Source organism: Streptococcus sp. A34 (assembly GCF_043674115.1).
In the GTDB taxonomy this organism is placed as follows: Bacteria; Bacillota; Bacilli; order Lactobacillales; family Streptococcaceae; genus Streptococcus; species Streptococcus suis_V.
In genome coordinates this window covers 1-18,515 of record NZ_JBIMJM010000037.1, presented here as the reverse complement: position 1 = coordinate 18,515, position 18,515 = coordinate 1, and the positions used below count along the sequence as shown (strand labels likewise).

18 protein-coding genes and 1 pseudogene are annotated in these 18,515 nt (G+C 34.7%); 3 read left to right on the top strand and 16 right to left on the bottom strand.

The window, feature by feature from the left end:
- Positions 1–90 precede the first annotated feature (90 nt).
- The 3 genes from ACHBGV_RS08765 to ACHBGV_RS08755 are packed head-to-tail and all read right to left on the bottom strand — an operon-like array spanning position 91 to position 2,170.
- A complete protein-coding gene (locus ACHBGV_RS08765) occupies positions 91–759 on the bottom strand; it encodes a hypothetical protein (protein WP_017768977.1) in 669 nt (222 codons plus the stop codon).
- A 2-nt stretch (positions 760–761) separates the two neighbouring features.
- Positions 762–1,481 (bottom strand): lantibiotic ABC transporter permease, encoded by a 720-nt coding sequence (locus ACHBGV_RS08760; RefSeq protein WP_024376473.1) that lies wholly within the window; start codon positions 1,479–1,481, stop codon positions 762–764.
- Positions 1,478–2,170, bottom strand: a complete 693-nt coding sequence (locus tag ACHBGV_RS08755) for an ATP-binding cassette domain-containing protein (RefSeq protein ID WP_017768979.1) — start codon at positions 2,168–2,170, stop codon at positions 1,478–1,480. The genes ACHBGV_RS08760 and ACHBGV_RS08755 overlap by 4 nt, the downstream gene beginning before the upstream one ends.
- 267 nt (positions 2,171–2,437) lie before the next feature.
- Here ACHBGV_RS08755 and ACHBGV_RS08750 point away from each other — a divergent pair.
- Positions 2,438–3,717: pseudogene (locus ACHBGV_RS08750) on the top strand (IS4 family transposase).
- 195 nt (positions 3,718–3,912) lie between these two features.
- Here the strand turns inward: ACHBGV_RS08750 and ACHBGV_RS08745 are convergent.
- The 13 genes from ACHBGV_RS08745 to ACHBGV_RS08685 all read right to left on the bottom strand — a co-directional run bounded on the left by ACHBGV_RS08745 (position 3,913) and on the right by ACHBGV_RS08685 (position 14,684).
- Positions 3,913–5,265 carry a sensor histidine kinase gene (locus ACHBGV_RS08745; RefSeq protein ID WP_394736139.1) on the bottom strand — a complete coding sequence of 451 codons (1,353 nt, stop codon included), beginning with the start codon at positions 5,263–5,265 and terminating at the stop codon, positions 3,913–3,915.
- Entirely contained in the window at positions 5,258–5,941 is a 684-nt protein-coding gene (locus ACHBGV_RS08740) for a response regulator transcription factor (protein ID WP_017768982.1), read from the bottom strand. The genes ACHBGV_RS08745 and ACHBGV_RS08740 overlap by 8 nt, the downstream gene beginning before the upstream one ends.
- Positions 5,942–5,979: 38 nt before the next feature.
- On the bottom strand, positions 5,980–7,344 hold the full coding sequence (locus ACHBGV_RS08735; protein WP_024376477.1) for a S8 family serine peptidase: 1,365 nt from the start codon (positions 7,342–7,344) through the stop codon (positions 5,980–5,982).
- A gap of 91 nt (positions 7,345–7,435) precedes the next feature.
- Complete coding sequence (locus tag ACHBGV_RS08730) at positions 7,436–9,316, bottom strand: SAG1250 family conjugative relaxase (RefSeq protein ID WP_024376478.1); 1,881 nt, start codon at positions 9,314–9,316, stop codon at positions 7,436–7,438.
- Positions 9,303–9,668 carry a plasmid mobilization protein gene (locus ACHBGV_RS08725; protein WP_017768985.1) on the bottom strand — a complete coding sequence of 122 codons (366 nt, stop codon included), beginning with the start codon at positions 9,666–9,668 and terminating at the stop codon, positions 9,303–9,305. The genes ACHBGV_RS08730 and ACHBGV_RS08725 overlap by 14 nt, the downstream gene beginning before the upstream one ends.
- Before the next feature lie 2 nt (positions 9,669–9,670).
- A complete protein-coding gene (locus ACHBGV_RS08720) occupies positions 9,671–10,033 on the bottom strand; it encodes an SAG1252 family conjugative relaxosome accessory protein (protein ID WP_024376479.1) in 363 nt (120 codons plus the stop codon).
- A gap of 342 nt (positions 10,034–10,375) precedes the next feature.
- The gene (locus ACHBGV_RS08715) at positions 10,376–10,618 is read right to left on the bottom strand and encodes a hypothetical protein (RefSeq protein ID WP_002936408.1); all 243 of its coding nucleotides are present in this window, start codon (positions 10,616–10,618) and stop codon (positions 10,376–10,378) included.
- A gap of 53 nt (positions 10,619–10,671) precedes the next feature.
- A complete protein-coding gene (locus ACHBGV_RS08710; protein WP_002936409.1) occupies positions 10,672–11,739 on the bottom strand; it encodes an Abi family protein in 1,068 nt (355 codons plus the stop codon).
- 177 nt (positions 11,740–11,916) lie between these two features.
- A complete protein-coding gene (locus ACHBGV_RS08705; protein WP_024376481.1) occupies positions 11,917–12,213 on the bottom strand; it encodes a hypothetical protein in 297 nt (98 codons plus the stop codon).
- A 49-nt stretch (positions 12,214–12,262) separates the two neighbouring features.
- Entirely contained in the window at positions 12,263–12,652 is a 390-nt protein-coding gene (locus tag ACHBGV_RS08700; RefSeq protein WP_394736138.1) for a DUF5945 family protein, read from the bottom strand.
- Positions 12,649–12,876 carry a DUF5965 family protein gene (locus ACHBGV_RS08695; protein ID WP_000110921.1) on the bottom strand — a complete coding sequence of 76 codons (228 nt, stop codon included), beginning with the start codon at positions 12,874–12,876 and terminating at the stop codon, positions 12,649–12,651. The genes ACHBGV_RS08700 and ACHBGV_RS08695 overlap by 4 nt, the downstream gene beginning before the upstream one ends.
- A 53-nt stretch (positions 12,877–12,929) precedes the next feature.
- Complete coding sequence (locus ACHBGV_RS08690) at positions 12,930–14,006, bottom strand: toprim domain-containing protein (protein WP_024415698.1); 1,077 nt, start codon at positions 14,004–14,006, stop codon at positions 12,930–12,932.
- Between the two features lie 39 nt (positions 14,007–14,045).
- Entirely contained in the window at positions 14,046–14,684 is a 639-nt protein-coding gene (locus tag ACHBGV_RS08685) for a peptidylprolyl isomerase (RefSeq protein ID WP_394736137.1), read from the bottom strand.
- 233 nt (positions 14,685–14,917) lie between these two features.
- Between ACHBGV_RS08685 and ACHBGV_RS08680 the strand changes: the two genes are divergently transcribed.
- Positions 14,918–17,158, top strand: coding sequence for an AAA family ATPase (locus tag ACHBGV_RS08680; protein ID WP_394736140.1), 2,241 nt, complete (start codon positions 14,918–14,920; stop codon positions 17,156–17,158).
- Positions 17,155–18,411 (top strand): hypothetical protein, encoded by a 1,257-nt coding sequence (locus ACHBGV_RS08675; RefSeq protein ID WP_394736136.1) that lies wholly within the window; start codon positions 17,155–17,157, stop codon positions 18,409–18,411. Before ACHBGV_RS08680 ends, ACHBGV_RS08675 begins: the two co-directional genes overlap by 4 nt.
- The last annotated feature ends 104 nt before the right edge of the window (positions 18,412–18,515 follow it).

Here is an 18,515-nt window from a genome sequence, read left to right as displayed (position 1 = left end):
CTATCCCAAAAAATGTTTGGGCTACAAGTCACCGAGAGAATTTCTTATAGGTGGCTAACTCGGAATTGAAATTTGCCATAAAATGATTAATTACTTCAATATTTTAATTTTTGAGTATTTTAGTAAATATATTTGAGCTAAAAATAGCAAAACTATCCAACTGATAAAGATAGATAGGTTTACTAAATACCCATCTACAGGTTCTAAAATCATATTAATTGGTAGTGCTATTGGTAACCAGTGCATCTCTAAAAATACCTTATTTGTTGCAAAGATAATAAGTAAACACTCAATAAACGCTACAATCAAATTCCCACTATTTCCTAAAAGAAAGGCTAACAATAAGTGAAAATGATTTAGGAAAGCACTTAATAACCAATAGATTAATCCAACTGTTAAATATGAATCTTGCTTGAAAACTAAGTATAATAAGCTCCATACCCCAATTGTTGGTAGTAAAAGCATTAAATCTAAAATTATGATCTTAGCCGCCCATAACTTAGCTCCTTCCCGTTCACTAATCAATATTTGAAAGTGATTAGCCTGCTCTTCTTGTTCACAAATCAAAATAGCTACTAAGCTAATGATTACTGCAATAGCTAGCATTGGAAAGAAGATAGCAGCTTCTAAAGCTTTACTACTTTTCACAAATATTAAATATGGCAAAATCGTGATTATTTCAATTAGCGAAAAACCTAATATAAGATAGCTTGGATATGACATTTTAATTTTCAGCCACTCACTTTGAATTATTTTCATATTCATTCCTTCTTTCGATACATTAACATACAAATAATAAGCGTTAACATTGCTGACAAGAGTACACACAATAAAACTATGGAATGATTTAGATTTCCAAAACTTTGTTCTAAGTCACCAGACGGTCGTAAATGTAGTATAGTCTGTGCCACCTTGTAATGATAGGTATAAGGAAAAATAAACCAGAACTTTGTCTGTGCAATCAATGGTGCAATCAAAAGGCAAATAAAAGTGTTCCCAACTACAAGCAGGTAAGGGTTTAACTTATCTGATAAATAATACAGAAAAGCTATATTCCAAACCACACTTAATAGCATAAACAATAATGTTATTGAATCATGTAAAGTATTAACCTCCATATAATTCGGATATAAATAGCTTTCCATTACTTTTATGATAAGCATCAAGAATGCACTTGAAAAAAAGACTTGAACTGCTACTAAAATCATTTTAGATACCCGAATTTTATATCCTAATTTTCCTAAAGTAACATTTTGAAATTGACCTGCCTTCTCTTCGCTTTTAAAATCCTTAAGAAAAAGTAACCCCACTAAAGCAAAGAGAAATAGTGCCTCCCACCAATAAATTGTAAAACTTTCTAAAATCTGTGGTCCAACTAATAAGAAAGCAATCAATGCTGCTAACAAGGGGAGGGCTACCAATAGTTTCCTATAACTATTATTATTTATTTTCAAAAACTCTGATCGGATAATATTTTTCATTTCAAACCTCCATGGACAATGTTAAAGAAAATCTTTTCTAAGTTATCATCGTGATTATTTAATTCGTTATAGCAAATATAGCCCTCATTTAAGATTACAATATTATCAGCCACCTTACTGATTTCATGCAATTGATGACTTGAGATAAGAATTGTCATCCCATTCCTCTGCAAATCCTTCAATAAATCTAATAGTTCCTTAATTCCATCTGGATCTAACCCATTTGTTGGTTCATCAAGAATAAGTAAACTCGGGTTCGTCAAAATAGCCATTCCTAAGCCCAAGCGTTGCTTCATTCCTAAAGAAAACTTACCTGCTTTCTTTCTTCCAGTATTTTCTAGCCCAATCTTTTTTAAAACTTCTTTAATTCGATCATCTGTAATATCATACAGCAATGCTTTGGTTTTTAAATTATCAAATGCTGAAAGATTCATATAGATAGCAGGTGTTTCTATTAAAGCTCCTATTCTATCATTATATTCATTTACTTGACGTTTACGATTATCAAAAAAGATCTCTCCACTTGTTTCCTTCTCTAAACCAAACATAATTTTCATTAGTGTTGATTTTCCTGCTCCATTCACACCTAATAAGCCACAGATACTGCCAGCTTTAATTGTGAAATTAACACCCTTTAGTACATGTCTATCTCCATAATTTTTGGATAGATTATTGATTTTTACTTGCATAAATAGTTTCCTCCTTACTTTATACAAACATCATATTACTTCTTGTTCAGATTTTGTTCAGAGTCAAAACTTTTATGAAAACGAGTCATTTTTCTTATAGGAAGAAATCTCCTAAGGCGTTTTCAGTTAGAGCAACTATCTCAAAATCATATAAAAAAAGATAGTCACTCCTTGAACAATGTCATTAAGTTAAATCCCCTACTACTCCAAATTTTGAGTGGCAGGGGATTTTTTTCTATGTTAGACTAAAAATAAAAGGAGAAAATCATGTTTGACCAAATTAAAAGTCATTTGCTTAATAGTATTGATGACATCGTTTCAGATGCCAACCAGTTTGTCCGTCAACCAGCAAAAGATTTCAGTCGAAACAGCCCATTGACCATGAAAACGATGTTGAAATCTCTCCTTGCCTTGGGTGGCAAGAGTTTAGCTAAAGAACTGCTGGATCTGGACTTGCCGTCTCTCAGTCTGCTTTCGTTCAACGACGTTATCAGATTAAATTCCAAGCATTTGAAAGGCATTTTAGAGATTTTACTGCTAAAATCCCCACTGTTAACCCTATGCCAATCTTAGCTGTGGATGGCAGTGATGTCATTTTGCCTAGAAATCGCTTTGATAAGACGACCTGTATCCAAACGGGGGCAAATCGTACGCCTTACAATTTGACTCATATCAATGCACTTTACGATTTAGAAAACGCTGTTTATCGTGACCTGCGGATTCAAGACAAGGTCGATAATGATGAATCATTGACATGATGGAGAATTCTCCCTTTCGCACGAGCACTTGTCATCGTGGATAGAGGCTATGAATCTTACAATGTCATGGTCCATTGCCAAGAGAAAAATTGGTTGTATGTCATCCGAATTCGGGATGGAAATGCCTCCATCAAATCAGGTTTGAACCTGCCTGACACGCCTTGTTTTGATGAACATTTCAACCTCAAACTCTGTCGGAAACAAACCCAGGAGATGAAGCAAAACTATCGAGACTTTCCCAACCAATATCACTATTTAACGCATCACTACCCTTTTGATTTCTTACCGAGCTCTAGTCGAAAAGCGGAACCCATCAGCTTTTATGAGCTAACATTTCGTATGGTACGACTGGAAATCCAACCTGGTTGCTATGAAACCTTAGTTACAAATACAGATAATCCCGTGGAAAAATTAAAAGACCTCTATGCCAGCAGCTGGAGCATAGAGACCAGTTTTCGTGACCTTAAATACAGTGTGGGGTTGACTCATTTTCATGCCAAAAAGAAGGAAGGGATTCTCCAAGAAATCTATGCACGTTTTATCAATGTTAACTTTTGTAAATGGCTCATCTCACATGTTACCATTAAACAATCAAAGGCGAAAAAAGCTTATAAAATCAACTTTTCAGACGCTGTTTATGCCTGTCAAAAATTTCTCAGAGGTATACTTGCTTCCTCCAAATTGAACACCTACATAGCCAAGCATTTATCCATTGTTCGACCCAATCGAACATTTCCAAGAATGATAAAAAGCCAAAGTCCAGTAAGTTTCACTTATAGAGTTCCATAATTAATGAAAAATGGGGGAAAAAACTTTCCTTTTGTGCGGCCAAAATGCGATAAAAAGCACAACCTATCCCAGAATATGCACTAATATACGAGTGTAGGAATAGGTTGTTTGATGAAGGATGAGGTTAACTTAATGACATTGACTCCTTGAATGCTATCCTTTATTCCTATGATATAATAAAATTCAATTTTTACTTCATAAGAGTTTGTTCTTAATATACAATTCCACTTTTGCTCCTCCAGTTTCAGGATTTGTCAAAACTAATCTTCCTTCATGTTTTTGGGCAACTTTCTGGGCAAATGATAATCCAATTCCATAATGACTACTACTTCGACCAAAATTTTCAGTGTAAAATAATTTATTAGCGTTACTAAGAGCCTCTGGTGTGAATGCTGAACCGCTATTCCAAACTTCAAAAATAAGAAAATCTGCTGTATCTTTTACTGATAATATAACCTTTTTTTCAGCGTTAGCGTAACGTGCTGCATTTGCCAAAATATTAATTAATGCTCTATTCAAATTAAGTTGATTCCCATAAAAATTCTTAGCTGATGTCGAATTAGTAAGTTCGAACGTCACCTTTTTGGTAACCATAATATCCTCAGCTTCGGCCAATAAATCATCTAAAAATTCTGATAAAAAAATATTTTTATGAGATTCTCCATCTTCAATTAAAAGTCTCGAATAGCTTAACATCTCATTAAAATACTTTTCAAAAGTATTAATGCTATGGTTCATCGAAGAGATAAAATCTTCTTGTTGCTCTGTCAAATTAGTCATTTCAAGTAACTCGAGATTTCCCTTTAATACAGTTAGTGGCGTTTTGATATCATGAGCTAGAGCACCAACTTGGAAAGAAAAATCTTTCTTCTCCGATTTTTCTTTTTCAATAAGTGTCGCTAAATCATTGCCCTTTCTATGAAGAGTCTTTAAAACAGCATCAAACTCATCAATTTGAGAATATCTATCATTGAGCGGGAAAGCTCTACTTCCCATCTGGACAGACGTATTCTGAATAGATCTAAAATTTGCAGAAATCTCTTTTATGTATCTCGTTAAACAAATAATAATTGACAGAGCCAAAAGTAAGAGAAATAAAGTTATAGTCAGGTAATTATAGGGAATTTTTCTAAAATATTGATTTGAAAATTCTGGGACTTCACTATATCTGACAACTAAAAAATAATCGTCAGTTTGAAACTGTTCATAATGTATCAAATCTACTTTGAGATTTTTCTGCTTTTCTATCACTGATTTATAGTAATGCAATTCATTATTGACGAAATGACCTTGACTGACCTCTTCTGACATTCTACTAAAAATAGCAAAGTCATATCTATAAGGCTTCATAACCTCACTAAGTTCCTCAGCCGTCATCTCTTTCTGTATAGGGAAGTCCATTCCTGTCGTTCCATATGTCACAAGACCTAACTCGGAAAGCACAGCTGATAAAAATAAAATCACTACTACATTACAAATTGTCAAAATAATAACTTCAAAAACAACTTTCCAACTTCTCTGCTTTATCGAATAGTTCTTTTTAGTCATACCACTTGTATCCCATGCCTCTTATTGTACGAATCGGATTAATTCCATATGGCGAAAATTTCCCTCTTATTTGATATATATATTCAGAAATAGACCTAAACAATGCATCAGCCTCGTCATCATATACTTGCTCATAAATATCTTCCCTTGTGTAAACTTTATTGGTTTTACGTGATAACAATTCTAAAATATCATACTCTCTTCGAGTAAGAGGTATAATGTCTCCATTAATACAAACTTGTTTTTCCTGAAGATAGAAAGTGATGGGGAGCAATTCTCTAACAACGCTTTCTTTCTCTTTAGAAGTCTTGTGCCTCTCCTCTCTCTTTAGATGAGCAGCGACCTTTGCTACTAATTGATGGACACTAAACGGTTTAGTAATATAATCATCTCCGCCTAAATTTAAACCTGATACAATATCATTTTCACTATCTCTAGCGCTTACGAAGACAATTGGTGTATCTACTTCATCACGAATTTTTTTACAAATCTGTAGTCCGTCAATATTAGGCATCATGACATCAAGAAGTATTAAATCAAAACCTTTAAAATCATTAATAGAAAGAGGAACTTTAACCTCTTGGTAGGTTGTTACCTCATAATTTCTCATCTCTAAAATAGTTCTCATCAGTTTCAAAATTTCAAAATCATCATCTACAGCTAATATCTTATACATCCTGATACCTCAAAATATTATATTTCTATTTTACACTATTATTGCACAAAATTCGTAATATTCAGCGATCTAATTTCTTGATTATTGTCATCTTTACTTAACCAGCTATTATCATATAGAATTTTAATTGCTTCATCTGGTTGATCTTTTAAGTTATACTTTTCAATAATCAGTCCTAATGCCGCAGATACTTTAGGAGTAGCAATAGAGGTCCCATAAGCATAAGTGAATTTCCCTTCTAATGTAGGAACAATTACCCAATCTTTCTCATATAACTTTTTACTAACCCAGTTTTCATAACCAACTTCTGCTAATGCCTTAGTTCCACCTCCAGTAGCATAAATATCTACACTGCTACCCCTATTTGAAAAACTGGAAATATAATCATCATCATCTACGGAACCAACTGTAACAATGTTATCTAATTCCGCTGGGATATCTCTCACAAAACCGTCTACCTGATTATAGTCTTTGCCATTTAGACTTCCTAGATAATCTTTCAATTCAGCTTGATTATCTAAATCAATCCCCTCATCTCCAACAGAGGCAACAACAACCGAACCTTGATTATAAGCATAATTGATTGCTCTTTGATAAATGTTAACTAAGGCAGTATTGTCATCTTCATCAGTTGAGTTTTCTAACAGATACTCTCCTAAACTTAAATTAATGACATCAACATCATCTTTTGCTGCTTGAATAATTGCTTTTAATATCCATTGATCTTGAGCGTTTCCCTCATCAAATACACGATACATCCTTATTTTCATTCCTGGAGCAATGCCTTTATATTCACCATTTGATGAAATTTGTCCAACAACTGACGTTGCATGTCCTGTTTTATCGATGATATTTTGCTCATCAACTACACCCGTATCTAAATCTGCTGTAAAGTTTTTTACTGAAATAATATTTGAATAAATTTGTGGATTATCATATGTAATACCTGAGTCTATGACTCCAATTGTTGCCTTGCCAGTTGATTTATGTCTAAATTTGGTCCCCGTACTGATACTTTTTTGCATATCCCACTGATTTGACCAGAAATCAAAGCTATTATTTGTATAAACATTTTCACCATATAAATAGGTTATATTAGGTTTTACAGTTAACGTATTATTAGCCACAATTTCTTCAATATACGAATCGTTTAGTTCTCTAATTTCATCAATACTTTTATTAGTAGATACAGTTAAAAAGTTTATTTCAGGAATTTTATCTGTAACCTTGATTCCTTGTTTTTCAAAATTCATTTCAATATCATCAACCGACTCAGGATTTTTTAGTAGAATATTATACCTAACGTCTGCATTTTCATTAGCTTTCACTTGCATTGGTAAATTATTAAATGAAAGAATAATTGACGACAAAAAAATGTTTAATACTAAATTTCTTTTTTTCATGATTATAACCTCTATATTTTTCGACTATATTATACCAACTGTATTTCAGAATTTCTTCAGAATAATTATTACACATTTTATTTGAATTTTTCTATGTTTTCATAATTTTTCTAGAGTAATACTCTATATTAGCATCGATTGACTTTACACAATTTAAGATTTTAACAAACTTTTCCAACCTTCTCACTAGATATTCATACTCATCTATGGATTTACTGAGTTCATTTTGAGAAGTTTCAATTTCTTTCTCAACCCCTTCTATTTTTACAGCCGCAGTCAGATTCATCTTGGCATAATCATACCTGGCTAGCCGTCTGTTTTCTGGGTCAGAGTTATTAAGATTGAGCAGGACTTCTGCTACTTTGTTGAGATGAGCGACCTTATCCTGCAACTCCGTAATGGTCAAATCCAGCTGGGCGATGTCCTTGATTAACTCATCTTTGACTTCCTGGTAAGATTTGTTGTTGATGTCTAATTCAATAAGAAGATTAAGCTCTGCTATTTTCTCTTTGAGACTGGCCATAGTCGGGCGTCTGCGTTTAGGGATATGCTTGCTGTCGTGAGTGAGTTGGCGGATTAACTCCCGTCCTCGCATGTAGCGGTTGAGGTCAGAGTTCTCTTTATTGTAAATGAAAAACTGGGCGGTCTCTCGGATAAAGACATGGTAGGTCTTGTCCTGATCACTCTCATGAATATCCAATTTGCGGTTTGGTATAAAGACCAAGCCGTCTTTTTTGATACCATAATTGATTCTGACAAAGAGACCGTCTTTAACTAACTTGTCAATCTGGTGCTCCGCTAATGCAACTTCAAACTCCTGGACCTGGTCTCGTTTTTCTTTGAAATCCTTATAGGCCGCCAAGAGTTCCTCAATTGGGAGCTTGTCCTTGTCCCGCTCTTCTTGGTAGGCTTCAAAGTCTGAGACCAGGTTAGCCAAGTCATGTTCTGGTGTGATGTCTCTTTTATCAAAATAGTCCTCAAAAAACTGGACATCGTAGAGGTGTTTTGTGCTGACCTTTTTGTTCTCAATGGAAATTGTTCGGTCGTCCTCTTTCAAGGTAAAGGTAACATGCTTTTTCTTCGGGGAGATTTTCAGGTTTAACTGCTCTGCTATTTCCAAAAGATGAGAGAGGTTTCGTACTCTGGGCAAGAGAAAATCCAGTCGCTGCTCAATAGCTCGTGTCGCAAAATGCTCTCTGAAATAATCCTCGGTGTAGGGCTGGCGCTTATACAGCTGATGGCCGCGAATGACCTGCTTCATGTCTCGGTCGGTCATGAAAAATCTGGCGTACTTGCGAGAGAAATCCATCTCCACGTTGAGAGCGGAAGCCTTGACCACAAAGTCCTCAAAGTTCTTGCTGTTCTCCATGAGAAAATAGAGACGCTGCTTGAGTTCAAACTTGTGATTGGTCTTGCGATAAGTTTCAAACTTCTCATGCGAATAGCGATTGGGCGGAATAATCTTTGCCCCTGACTCCTTCGCCAAGCGGTCAGAAATCATGCGAAGATTTCTCTCCTGGGCATAGTCCCATCTGAGCTTCTTGTCAGAGTTTAGGTCAACAGAGTTTATCAGGATATGATTATGGATATGATTCTTGTCTGTGTGAGTCGTGACGATGAAACGAAAGTTGCCCCCTGTCAACTCCTTGATAGTCTCGTAACCAATGCGATTGATTTCCTCTGGTGTCAGCTTGTCTTCAGGAGAAAATGATTGAATCAAGTGGTGTGCATGGATTTTGGTCTGCTTGAGTTGCTGGCGGTCATTTCTGGAATCATAGAGCCGATCATTGTTGGTCAAGTTTGCCTGATACATCTCCACCAATTCCTCATAGCTGGGAAAGTCCAAGTAATTGCTCATGCCAAAATCAGAGACCAGTTTCAGCTTCTTCGTCTTTTCTGGATTGAGAATATACTTGATGAGGCTCTTACGATACTTGGTGCTATGCACCGCAAAGTGTTTAGTGACGACCATAAAACTCCTTCAGCTGCTGACACTTTATGTTAAAGTCCTTCTCCACTTCCTTTATGAGTTGGCCAATGCCTTGCACCAAAAATCCACGGTCGCTTGGTGTTAAGATGTGAGTCTGGTTGACGGTCCGTGCGATTTGATTGAGGTTGTTTCCGATTCGTCTCAACTCAAATACCAAGTCGTCATAGTTACTGGTGTCAATGGTCAGAAAGGTCATGTTGGGATTGAGCAGAACTTTTCTAGCATAAGCAGAGAAATTTTTACAGCCACTCTGACCGATACGGTTGTTCAGGGTTTCCAACTCCTGGTCTGTCAGAAAGACTTTTTTGAGGTTGGTACGGTAACGATTTTCCATATCTAACCTCCCATGTACTTGTCACGAAAATCTGGGCTAAGTGGGATAGCCTTCTCCACTTCTGCCATCAGCTCCTGCACACAGGTTAGGATAATTCGCAAGTGCTCTGCTGTAACCTGATGGGTCTGTTCAGCCATGATAGTCACTTGTAAAATGTCTCGACTGATTTGTTCAATCTTCTGGGACTGCCAGAGGGCAAACCAATCCGTTACTGCCTGCTTCCTCTCAACCAAGTCCATCAGCTTTTGACGGACAAAGGGAGAGAATTGCTCTGCGTGTTCCTGCTTCATCAGCTCCTGAATCTGCTCAAGTTCTCCTGGTGTCAGATTGATTTCCTTACGGATAATACGATAGTGGTCTGTCATCTCGTTATACTCCTTCTCTACTTGCCTCTATCGGGTCAGCCCCGATACCGTATGGGATACGGGTGCTTCCTAAAAGCCTCAACGCTTCGCTTTTCGGCTTTTGCGAGCTCAGTTATTGTGTCCACAATAACCTAAAATCTAATCGCCAGCTGAACCCAAACCTTACAGGTTGGTCAGCCGACGATAAGAAAACATGGTGGCTTCGCCCCCAAACCCCCAAGAAAAAGTCAAGGGTTGATTTTCTAAAACTAGATAGAGTGTAACAAGAGAGAGCTGAAAAAATTATCACAGGAAAAGAAAAAGAGCCATTTGGCTCTCGAAAAATTTCTGAAATGAAATAGCTTAACCTAAAACTTCAAAATCATCACTACCATCGGCTTCACCTGTTAGACACGTGAAGCACATGTAGCTCCCTACCAGTGCACTCCCTGCTACCCAAATAGGAGATCCACAATTCATACACCTTGCCCCTCCTTCTTTTTCTTCAAGTACTGCACGCAAGGTTTCTTCAAGCTCTTTGGGATTGATGTCTGGATTATTATTGATAGTCAATTCGACAAATTCTTTGATTGAAATAAGATTCAATACTTTACCTCCGTTCTAATCTATTTTTTAGTCCGTGTCCATCTAAGCACTTATCATATCTTTATTGCCAATAAATCCATCCAATTTTTTGGAAAACCATAGTGTCTCAAATCCACTTGTTCTTGATTACTTTCTTCCAGAAGCTTTTGTAATTTTTTATTCCAAAAATTCTTAGTTTCTATGGACATTGACAAGATGAGATGTCTCATTGCTATAAAATAGATAAATAGTGTCTTGCTATCATTCTCTGAGTCTGTCACTAGCAACTCTCTGTCAGAATGATGAAAAGCTGGCAGTGTATGGTGTAAGCGACCATATAATCTGCCATTGTGTGAGCAAATATTCCTAAGATAACGAAGAGCGTTACACCAAGACAATAAGATTTTAGCTGGAATGTTATCATCCTTGTCCAAGGGAAGACTAATATAGGCAGCAACCTTATTTCGATATTCTGGTTGTAGGGCAACGAGGAAGGACGCTATATTTCCAAATGTCATTAAACGAAAAACGGTCCAAGGTAACACGACCCCATATTGGTTAATCTGATTCTTGATTGTGGCATCATCTTGTTTTTCCAAAATCAATCGTGACAAATGATATTTTGTTTTCAAAACAATATCCAGCCTCTTAGGATTTTCTTTTCGGTATTTAGATTGTTCTGAATAATAGAGAGCATCATCTTCAAAAATATAAGAAGGTTTATTGTATCCAATCGTCAGAGCATCAGCTGTACTCTTCTTCAAAAAAACTTCGATACGCTCCAATATCTCTTGAAGAAAATTTCTAAAGTAGCTATCAAATAAGTAAACTCTTTTTGCTTCTATGTATTTTCTGTCCACCAACTTCCCATATTGAGAGAATGATTGGAAGTCTATATCTCTTAAAAAGTCAATACAATCCTGTTTATAAAAATCATCATTCCCATTGTATTTGAAAGACCAGTTAGAGTTTTCTTTCATATGGACATATAACTGTTCTTCAGTTAAAGCCGGCTCAAGAGAACATTTTAATTGAGTTGGTGCTAATACTGGTCTATAAACCAACCTAGTTTTATCAGTAATATCTAAATCTAACGGAAAATAGTCCTTAAAATTTATTAATTCAAATACATTATTAGGCATAAAATATCTCTCCGCAATATGAAAAAAGGCCACCTAGTTATACATTGCTGTACCTTCGATGACTTCTAATCTAACTAAATTATACCACAACACCTCCTACTAAGCAAGAAATATTTTTACTTCGTTTGATTCAACGATGGCACATATTTCAAAAAACAGGCCAAAATAATTGGTCTGTTATTTGTTATTATTGCTCTCTCGCCTACCTTGTCTAAATCTCTCAATGTTTTTTTCCAACTGCTCAGTATTCAGTTTATTTTTCGCTTCTTGAATTGACTTATCAAGACTTTCTTCCTCATCGGTTATAATGTCCCTAGATATTTCTACTCTCTCACTAGACTTGAAACTAGAATCAAAGACCACATCTAGGAGTTGCTCTACTTTGGTTAGCTCACTATCTGACATCTCTGATAGTCGATGAATCAGTCGTTTAAATTGATCCTGGTTCTGTTTTTTCTTTTGAAAGAATTTCATTTTCTTCTCCTTAAATCGTAAAAAGGTAGCCCGCAGAGGACTACCTGACTTATAAATCATCAATGGCTACTGAAATAGCCTGTAACTTTTTATTTTGGATTTTCTTTTCATCAATCAATTGATGAAGTTCTTCAATTTGCTTCTGACAGGCAGAAATATCCTTGTTGTTTTGTGCAATGGTATCAGCCAAGTGTTGTTTATAGTCACTTGTAATATTTACCTTCTTCGGCTGACTTTGTTTAACGGTTGATGCGAGCGTTTGTGCATCTTTAGATTTTGATTCCTTTTGTTGCTGTTCAAAAGCAGCCACATAGTCTACTTCTTCAATTGGTTTTTCTTCCTGTTTATGGAAGAGTGCTGCAATTTTTGCTCGTTCTTCATGGGATGATGTTGGTTTCACATCATCAAGTGGCTGATCAAAATTCCATGTTTTACTCATTCTATATCCTCATTTCTGTAATCTGGGTGTAGTGTGGTTTCTTTACCAAAGGCTTGCTCTAGTGCTTCATGAAATGACAACTGACTTGATTGTTGCCGTTTGATAAAGGTACTGTACATAGCTGTTTGTAGTTGGTCACGATAGTGTTCCAATTTCTCCGTCTCACGTGAGACCTTTTCTTCTTGTCTAGCTACTTTTTCAGCCAGACGTTCAATCACACTCATAGGGTGTCCTCCTTGTCACATTCTAGATTATGATAGCGGACTTGATTTTGTTATCACAATTCCAAAGCGTGCTCTCGTTTAGGTGGAGGATGATTTCTAATGACTTTTGTTTGGGCTGACTGGATAAGATCTCTTAAAGATAATTCCTTTTGTCGTTTCACAGTATCATTCCAATCTGACTTTGTTTCAAGGCCCTGCAATGGTGGTAAATCTTGAGAAATCGGAAATCCTTTATCTGACAGTTTCTGACAAAATTCTCTTCCTGCTTCATCGTTATCAACAGCCAATGTTATGACATTTGAATGAGTTCGAAAAAAGGTTGTCGTCTCTTGTATTGCCTGAAGATAATGGCTAAGTCTGCTTGGTTTTACTGTATCTAGAAATGCCAATTTCCCTTGTTCCTCTGCTGCTAGACGCAAAGTCTGATAAGCAATCACTGAAAGTTTTAAGCCTTCCATTGACACCAGGCGAACATCTGATAGCTGCTTGTTATGAAGCTGATAATAACTCATCATATCTATAACTGATTCACAAAAAATGAGTCGCTTAGGATTCCCAATATCGAAACTAATACCGACATAGCCATGAGATCCTTTCATGATTTTTTTGAGATAACCTCGATCGTGTTTTTCTTCATTTTTGACGAGACCTTGAAGGCTTGCGGCCTGTAAGGTCCCGTTGTGGTCATAGCTTTTTAACACTAATACGGGCTCCGATTGATAAGTAGCTTGAGCAAGCAATCCTTGTCTACCAAAGGTATTGATAGTCTGATCACTTAGGCCACGGATGTCTTTTAAGTAAATACGCGCTTGCTGAAACGGTTCTTCATGCAAATAATATTGAAACGGTTGATAAGTTTCTTCTATCATCTTAGCTTGTTCAAAGCCTCCAGTTTCAAGGTAAGACAAGGCTTCTTTGAAAGACACTCCAGCCACCAACTGAACAAAGTCAATTACATCCCCTTGTATATCTCTTGAAAACCATTTGAAAGTATTAGTATCGGCAAAAATCCGAAAGGAATCATGGTCTGGGTGTTCATAAATGTGTCCTGATAAACGTCTGAAGGAATAACCCAGACTTTCAGCCACATCTAAAATGGCCTTTTGTTTTACTGCTTTAATTCGTGTCATCTTGTCTCCCTATCAAAAAAAGCAGAAGACTGCCTCCTGCTAGTTGTTCTCACTTGTTGTAGTTCCTTGGATCGTTGGTATGCTGGAATTAGCACCATTTGTAGCTTCTTTCATGTCCTCCAGTTTCCCATTCCAAATGGTCAACTGATTAACCAGGAGCTTGTCGGAAACTTTGGAGTAGGATAACATAACCGTCTTGATTTCTGTCTGAGTGGTTCGCTGTTGTTGCTCACTCAAATCAGAAACATAGGTCACTTGATAGGTAACTTCCGCAAGTGCAACATTGCTTTCTGTATTGACATAGATACTCGCTGATTCAAATCGGTAGTCAAGCATATAATCTTTATAAACTTGATTAATCGCTTTATTCTGACTTGCTTCCTCTTCTGAAAATGCTGAGTCCGTCATATAGGGTTTGATACGAGTGTTATTTTCGCCCATCTGAACCTTGGTGAAATATTGAGTGAGAAATTCTTTGACAAGCTCATCTGATAGGACTGTCGCTCTTTCCTCCTGCTTTTTCTTTGACACAAGTTTATTGGCTTCTGCTCGTATTTGGTTCTCAGTTTGTTTTGAAACGGATTGTGAGCCAATCGTGTAGCCAATCATGACCATAAAACTGACTGCGATTAAACCTCCTACTCCAATCAGAAATCGAGCTTTCACTTTATTTAACATGGCTTACTCCTTTATTAGTGATAGCCACATCATAACAAGATTATCTTGGAAAATTTATCACAGTGAACTTAAATCTTTGTGGATCAACCATTCTTTTTAATAAGACAATTTAAGCAATCTCTTATAATATTAATTTCACTCGTTCGATAAACAGTCAAAATGTTCATTCTTACTATTGATTTACTAATCAAAAAAATCTAATATAGTAATCAAAATATAAAATTTTGAAAGAAGTGAAACAAATGGTCGATGAAAACAAAATAAACTTAGTTGCTTTGATTGAGCAAACTTATGGAATATCAACAGAACCAATTTTTAAAATAATAAATTTTTTACCAGATTTTAAAGTAAAAAAAATTCATGAAAATGGACTTCATAAAAGAAATAGTCAGGGACAATATTGCTTTGACATTATTCATAATGATGTATTTCAAATACCATATGTCGGAGATATAAAAAATCTATCTGTCATAGTTGGTGAAAATGGGTCAGGGAAAACAACTATTATTAACCAAATACTTAGGGGAGGAAAAGGAAAAAGCCAAGTTTACCTTATTTTCAAGCAAAATGACAAATTTTGGACATATCCTGATTTAACACAAGAATCAATTTCAATTCCACACTGCTCTACACATCCTTATATTATTAAATTTTCAAATGCAAAAGAATTTCCAAATGGCGATATCTACATTCGCTCAGGTGCAATTGACGCTTCAAACTTTAAAAATATTGTTGGATTTGATAAGAATCAAAAAATTGTCATACTACAAGAAACAATAAACCAAATCAAATTTGTTGAAAAATTTAAACATAAAATTATTGAATTTGTAGATTACACTCTAAAAGGAGTGAGTGTAGATTTCGAAGGAGACAAATTACCCTATCGAAGTAAGCAACTATTATATTTGGATAGGGTTGAAAAATTAACCAATAGAAATGACAAAGACTCTATTAATCATAGAATAGTTGACTATTTTTCAACATTGATAAATTACATCATTGATAAAGAGTATACCGAAAACGATGACTCACTAATCAATTATGAAAACCTATTGGACCTTCATCTATCTTTTAGGAATAATGAAAACATTATGTTGCAATACAAATCCATTGGAGTTGATTCCGATCGCTTTCTTCCATTTGAGTATAGTATCGGAGGTTTACGACAAGATGTATCTAACATCCAACTTGAGGAGACAAATATTGATGATTGGGTAGAAATATGGCATACTTTATATATTATCAACCTCTATTTTAATTATGTAGATAAAACAATGGTAGGAAGGGATAATAAATATCACGAAGAAATCAGTACAATCTTAAAAGAGTTGGAGAAAAAGTTTCAATACAATATCAATTTCTCAAGAAATGAGATCGATGAATTAAAAAAGCAGATTAGACAGATAAATGTATCTTTTAAAGAACTACACATTGGTCTTTTTGAACAATTAACTCCTAGCACACAATCACTAAAAAAATGGGATCAGGTTTGGCAAAAAATCAAAGCGCCTTGTTTTCGAGTTGCTAAAGCGATAAGCTACACATCCTATTTTGAATTAACTGAACATGGTTACTTTGTTAAACATAAATTAATCCCAGATAGGGTATGGACCAAGTTAAAAGATATTGGAATACCTAGTAGTGAGATCGAACGACTCAAAGATATTGAGGAGTTATTATACAAGTTGCATGAAATCAATACAAATTTTAAAATTTTATCCGAAATTGTAAGCACTATTTCAGAGATTTCTATACCAGAACTAGAAGAATCTTTACAATTTAGATGGATTGGATTAAGTTCGGGAGAATTAGGATTATTAAGATCTTTTGCAAATTTATATTCAGCAAAATTGGCATTACAAAGAAATACTCCTCGAGGGATTGACCAAGAGAATTTTCTAATACTTTTGGACGAAGTTGATCTAGGGATGCACCCCGAATGGCAACGAAAGTGGGTCAGAACTGCTTTACCTATCATTGAAAAAATATTTGATAACAAACATATACAAATAATAATTACAACTCATTCACCAATCTTTCTATCAGATATCTATAAAGAAAATATTATCTACCTATCTAGAGAGAATACAGAATATGAAAATAATAAGTTCAATAAGACATTCGGCCAGAATATCTATACTCTTTACAAAAACTCTTTTTTCCTAAATAGGCTAATGGGAGAATATGCATATAAGAGCATTGAAGATACTTTCGAATACCTAAATTTTAAAATCAATTCTGATTCAAAGGGGATTCGACCTGAAAGCTTATTTAAGGAACTTAGTGATAATTTACAAAAGAAAACGGCTCAAAAAATTATTGAATCTATCGGTGAGCCCATTATTGCTAATCAACTAAAAGAATTATTTAACCGAGCTTTTTTAGAAAACAAAGATGAAATAGAGGAGATAAAAGGCAAAATTGCTAAACTTCAAGAGCAACTTAAACAACTTGAGGAGGACAATTCCAAATGATGGCCTTAGAAATACCCAAATATCCAAAGGAGTTTATTGATGCCTATGTTAAATTGATGATTTGCAAATATTTAGATGCCATTATTAGTAAATCATTGTTGAAAAGAGCTGAGTTCTATAAACCAAATATCAGAAAAACCTTTGGCTACAGTAGTGCGACCGTTATAAAATGTCTAATTAAAGAATATTATTTTCATGAAAACCATTTTGATGAAATAACTCTCTATGCGAAAACACATAAAACTGATTTAGGAACGTTTGTAAAAGCGAAACTAGGAACAAGCAACAAAATTCTTATTAATAAAATAACTACAAATAATTTCAAAGACTACAGAACTGAATCGTGGTATCGCAATTTTGTGATGAATTTAAATTCACTAATTATAAGAAAGAGTCAAAAAATTATAAATTTCGTTGAGAGCTACAAAAAAGTGGACACTACTGACTTTGTTGATTACTTTAGAGAATTAATATTAATCAAACCTGAGCATATGTATTCTTATATACAAAATCGTCCTAATTATCAACCACCCAACTTTAGGAACGTAAAAAAAATATACAACCTATCACAGGAAATTGAAATTAATAATAAAATCGAAAAAATTAATAACTATATGATTCGAAATTTTATAATTTCAGATAACTATGGTTTAATAGTGTGTCCATACTGTAATAGAAATTACATCAATAGTAGAGGTGACTCATTTTCAGCTGAAATGGATCATTTTTATAACAAAAATGATTTTCCGATATTTGCAGTATCTCTATATAATTTCATACCATGTTGTGGAACATGCAATCGACTTAAGGGAACATACGATTTAAAAATTAATCCTTTCTTGAAATCTGAAAATAATTGTGTAAAATTTGATATTAAAAAGTCTAATGAGAATTATCAAATTGAATTAAAACATATAAAAGATAACAAACTAGTAAACATTAATACTCATCCTGACTTAGAGAATGATTTAATTAATGTTTTGAAACTGGATAAAGCATATAAAATTCATGATTTAGAAGTTCAAGAGATGGTAAATAAAGAAATGGAATATGGTCAAGAATATAGAGATTCACTAATAAAATTATTAACTGGAACAGAGGAAGAAATCAATCGAAAAATAGATACTCTTATTTATGGAGAAGTTGTATTTGCACAAGAAAATGAGCTTATCAATAAATCACTTGGTAAATTTAAGAAAGATGCTTATGAAAGAATCAAAGGATGGAAGCTCAGTGAAAAATATGATGAATAATTTAATAATAGATATCTCAAATGATTGATCCCAATTTGTAAAATTAAGCTAGACAGAAAAAGCCATCTATGTTAGGCTCAGATAAACTACCACATTTGTCTGAA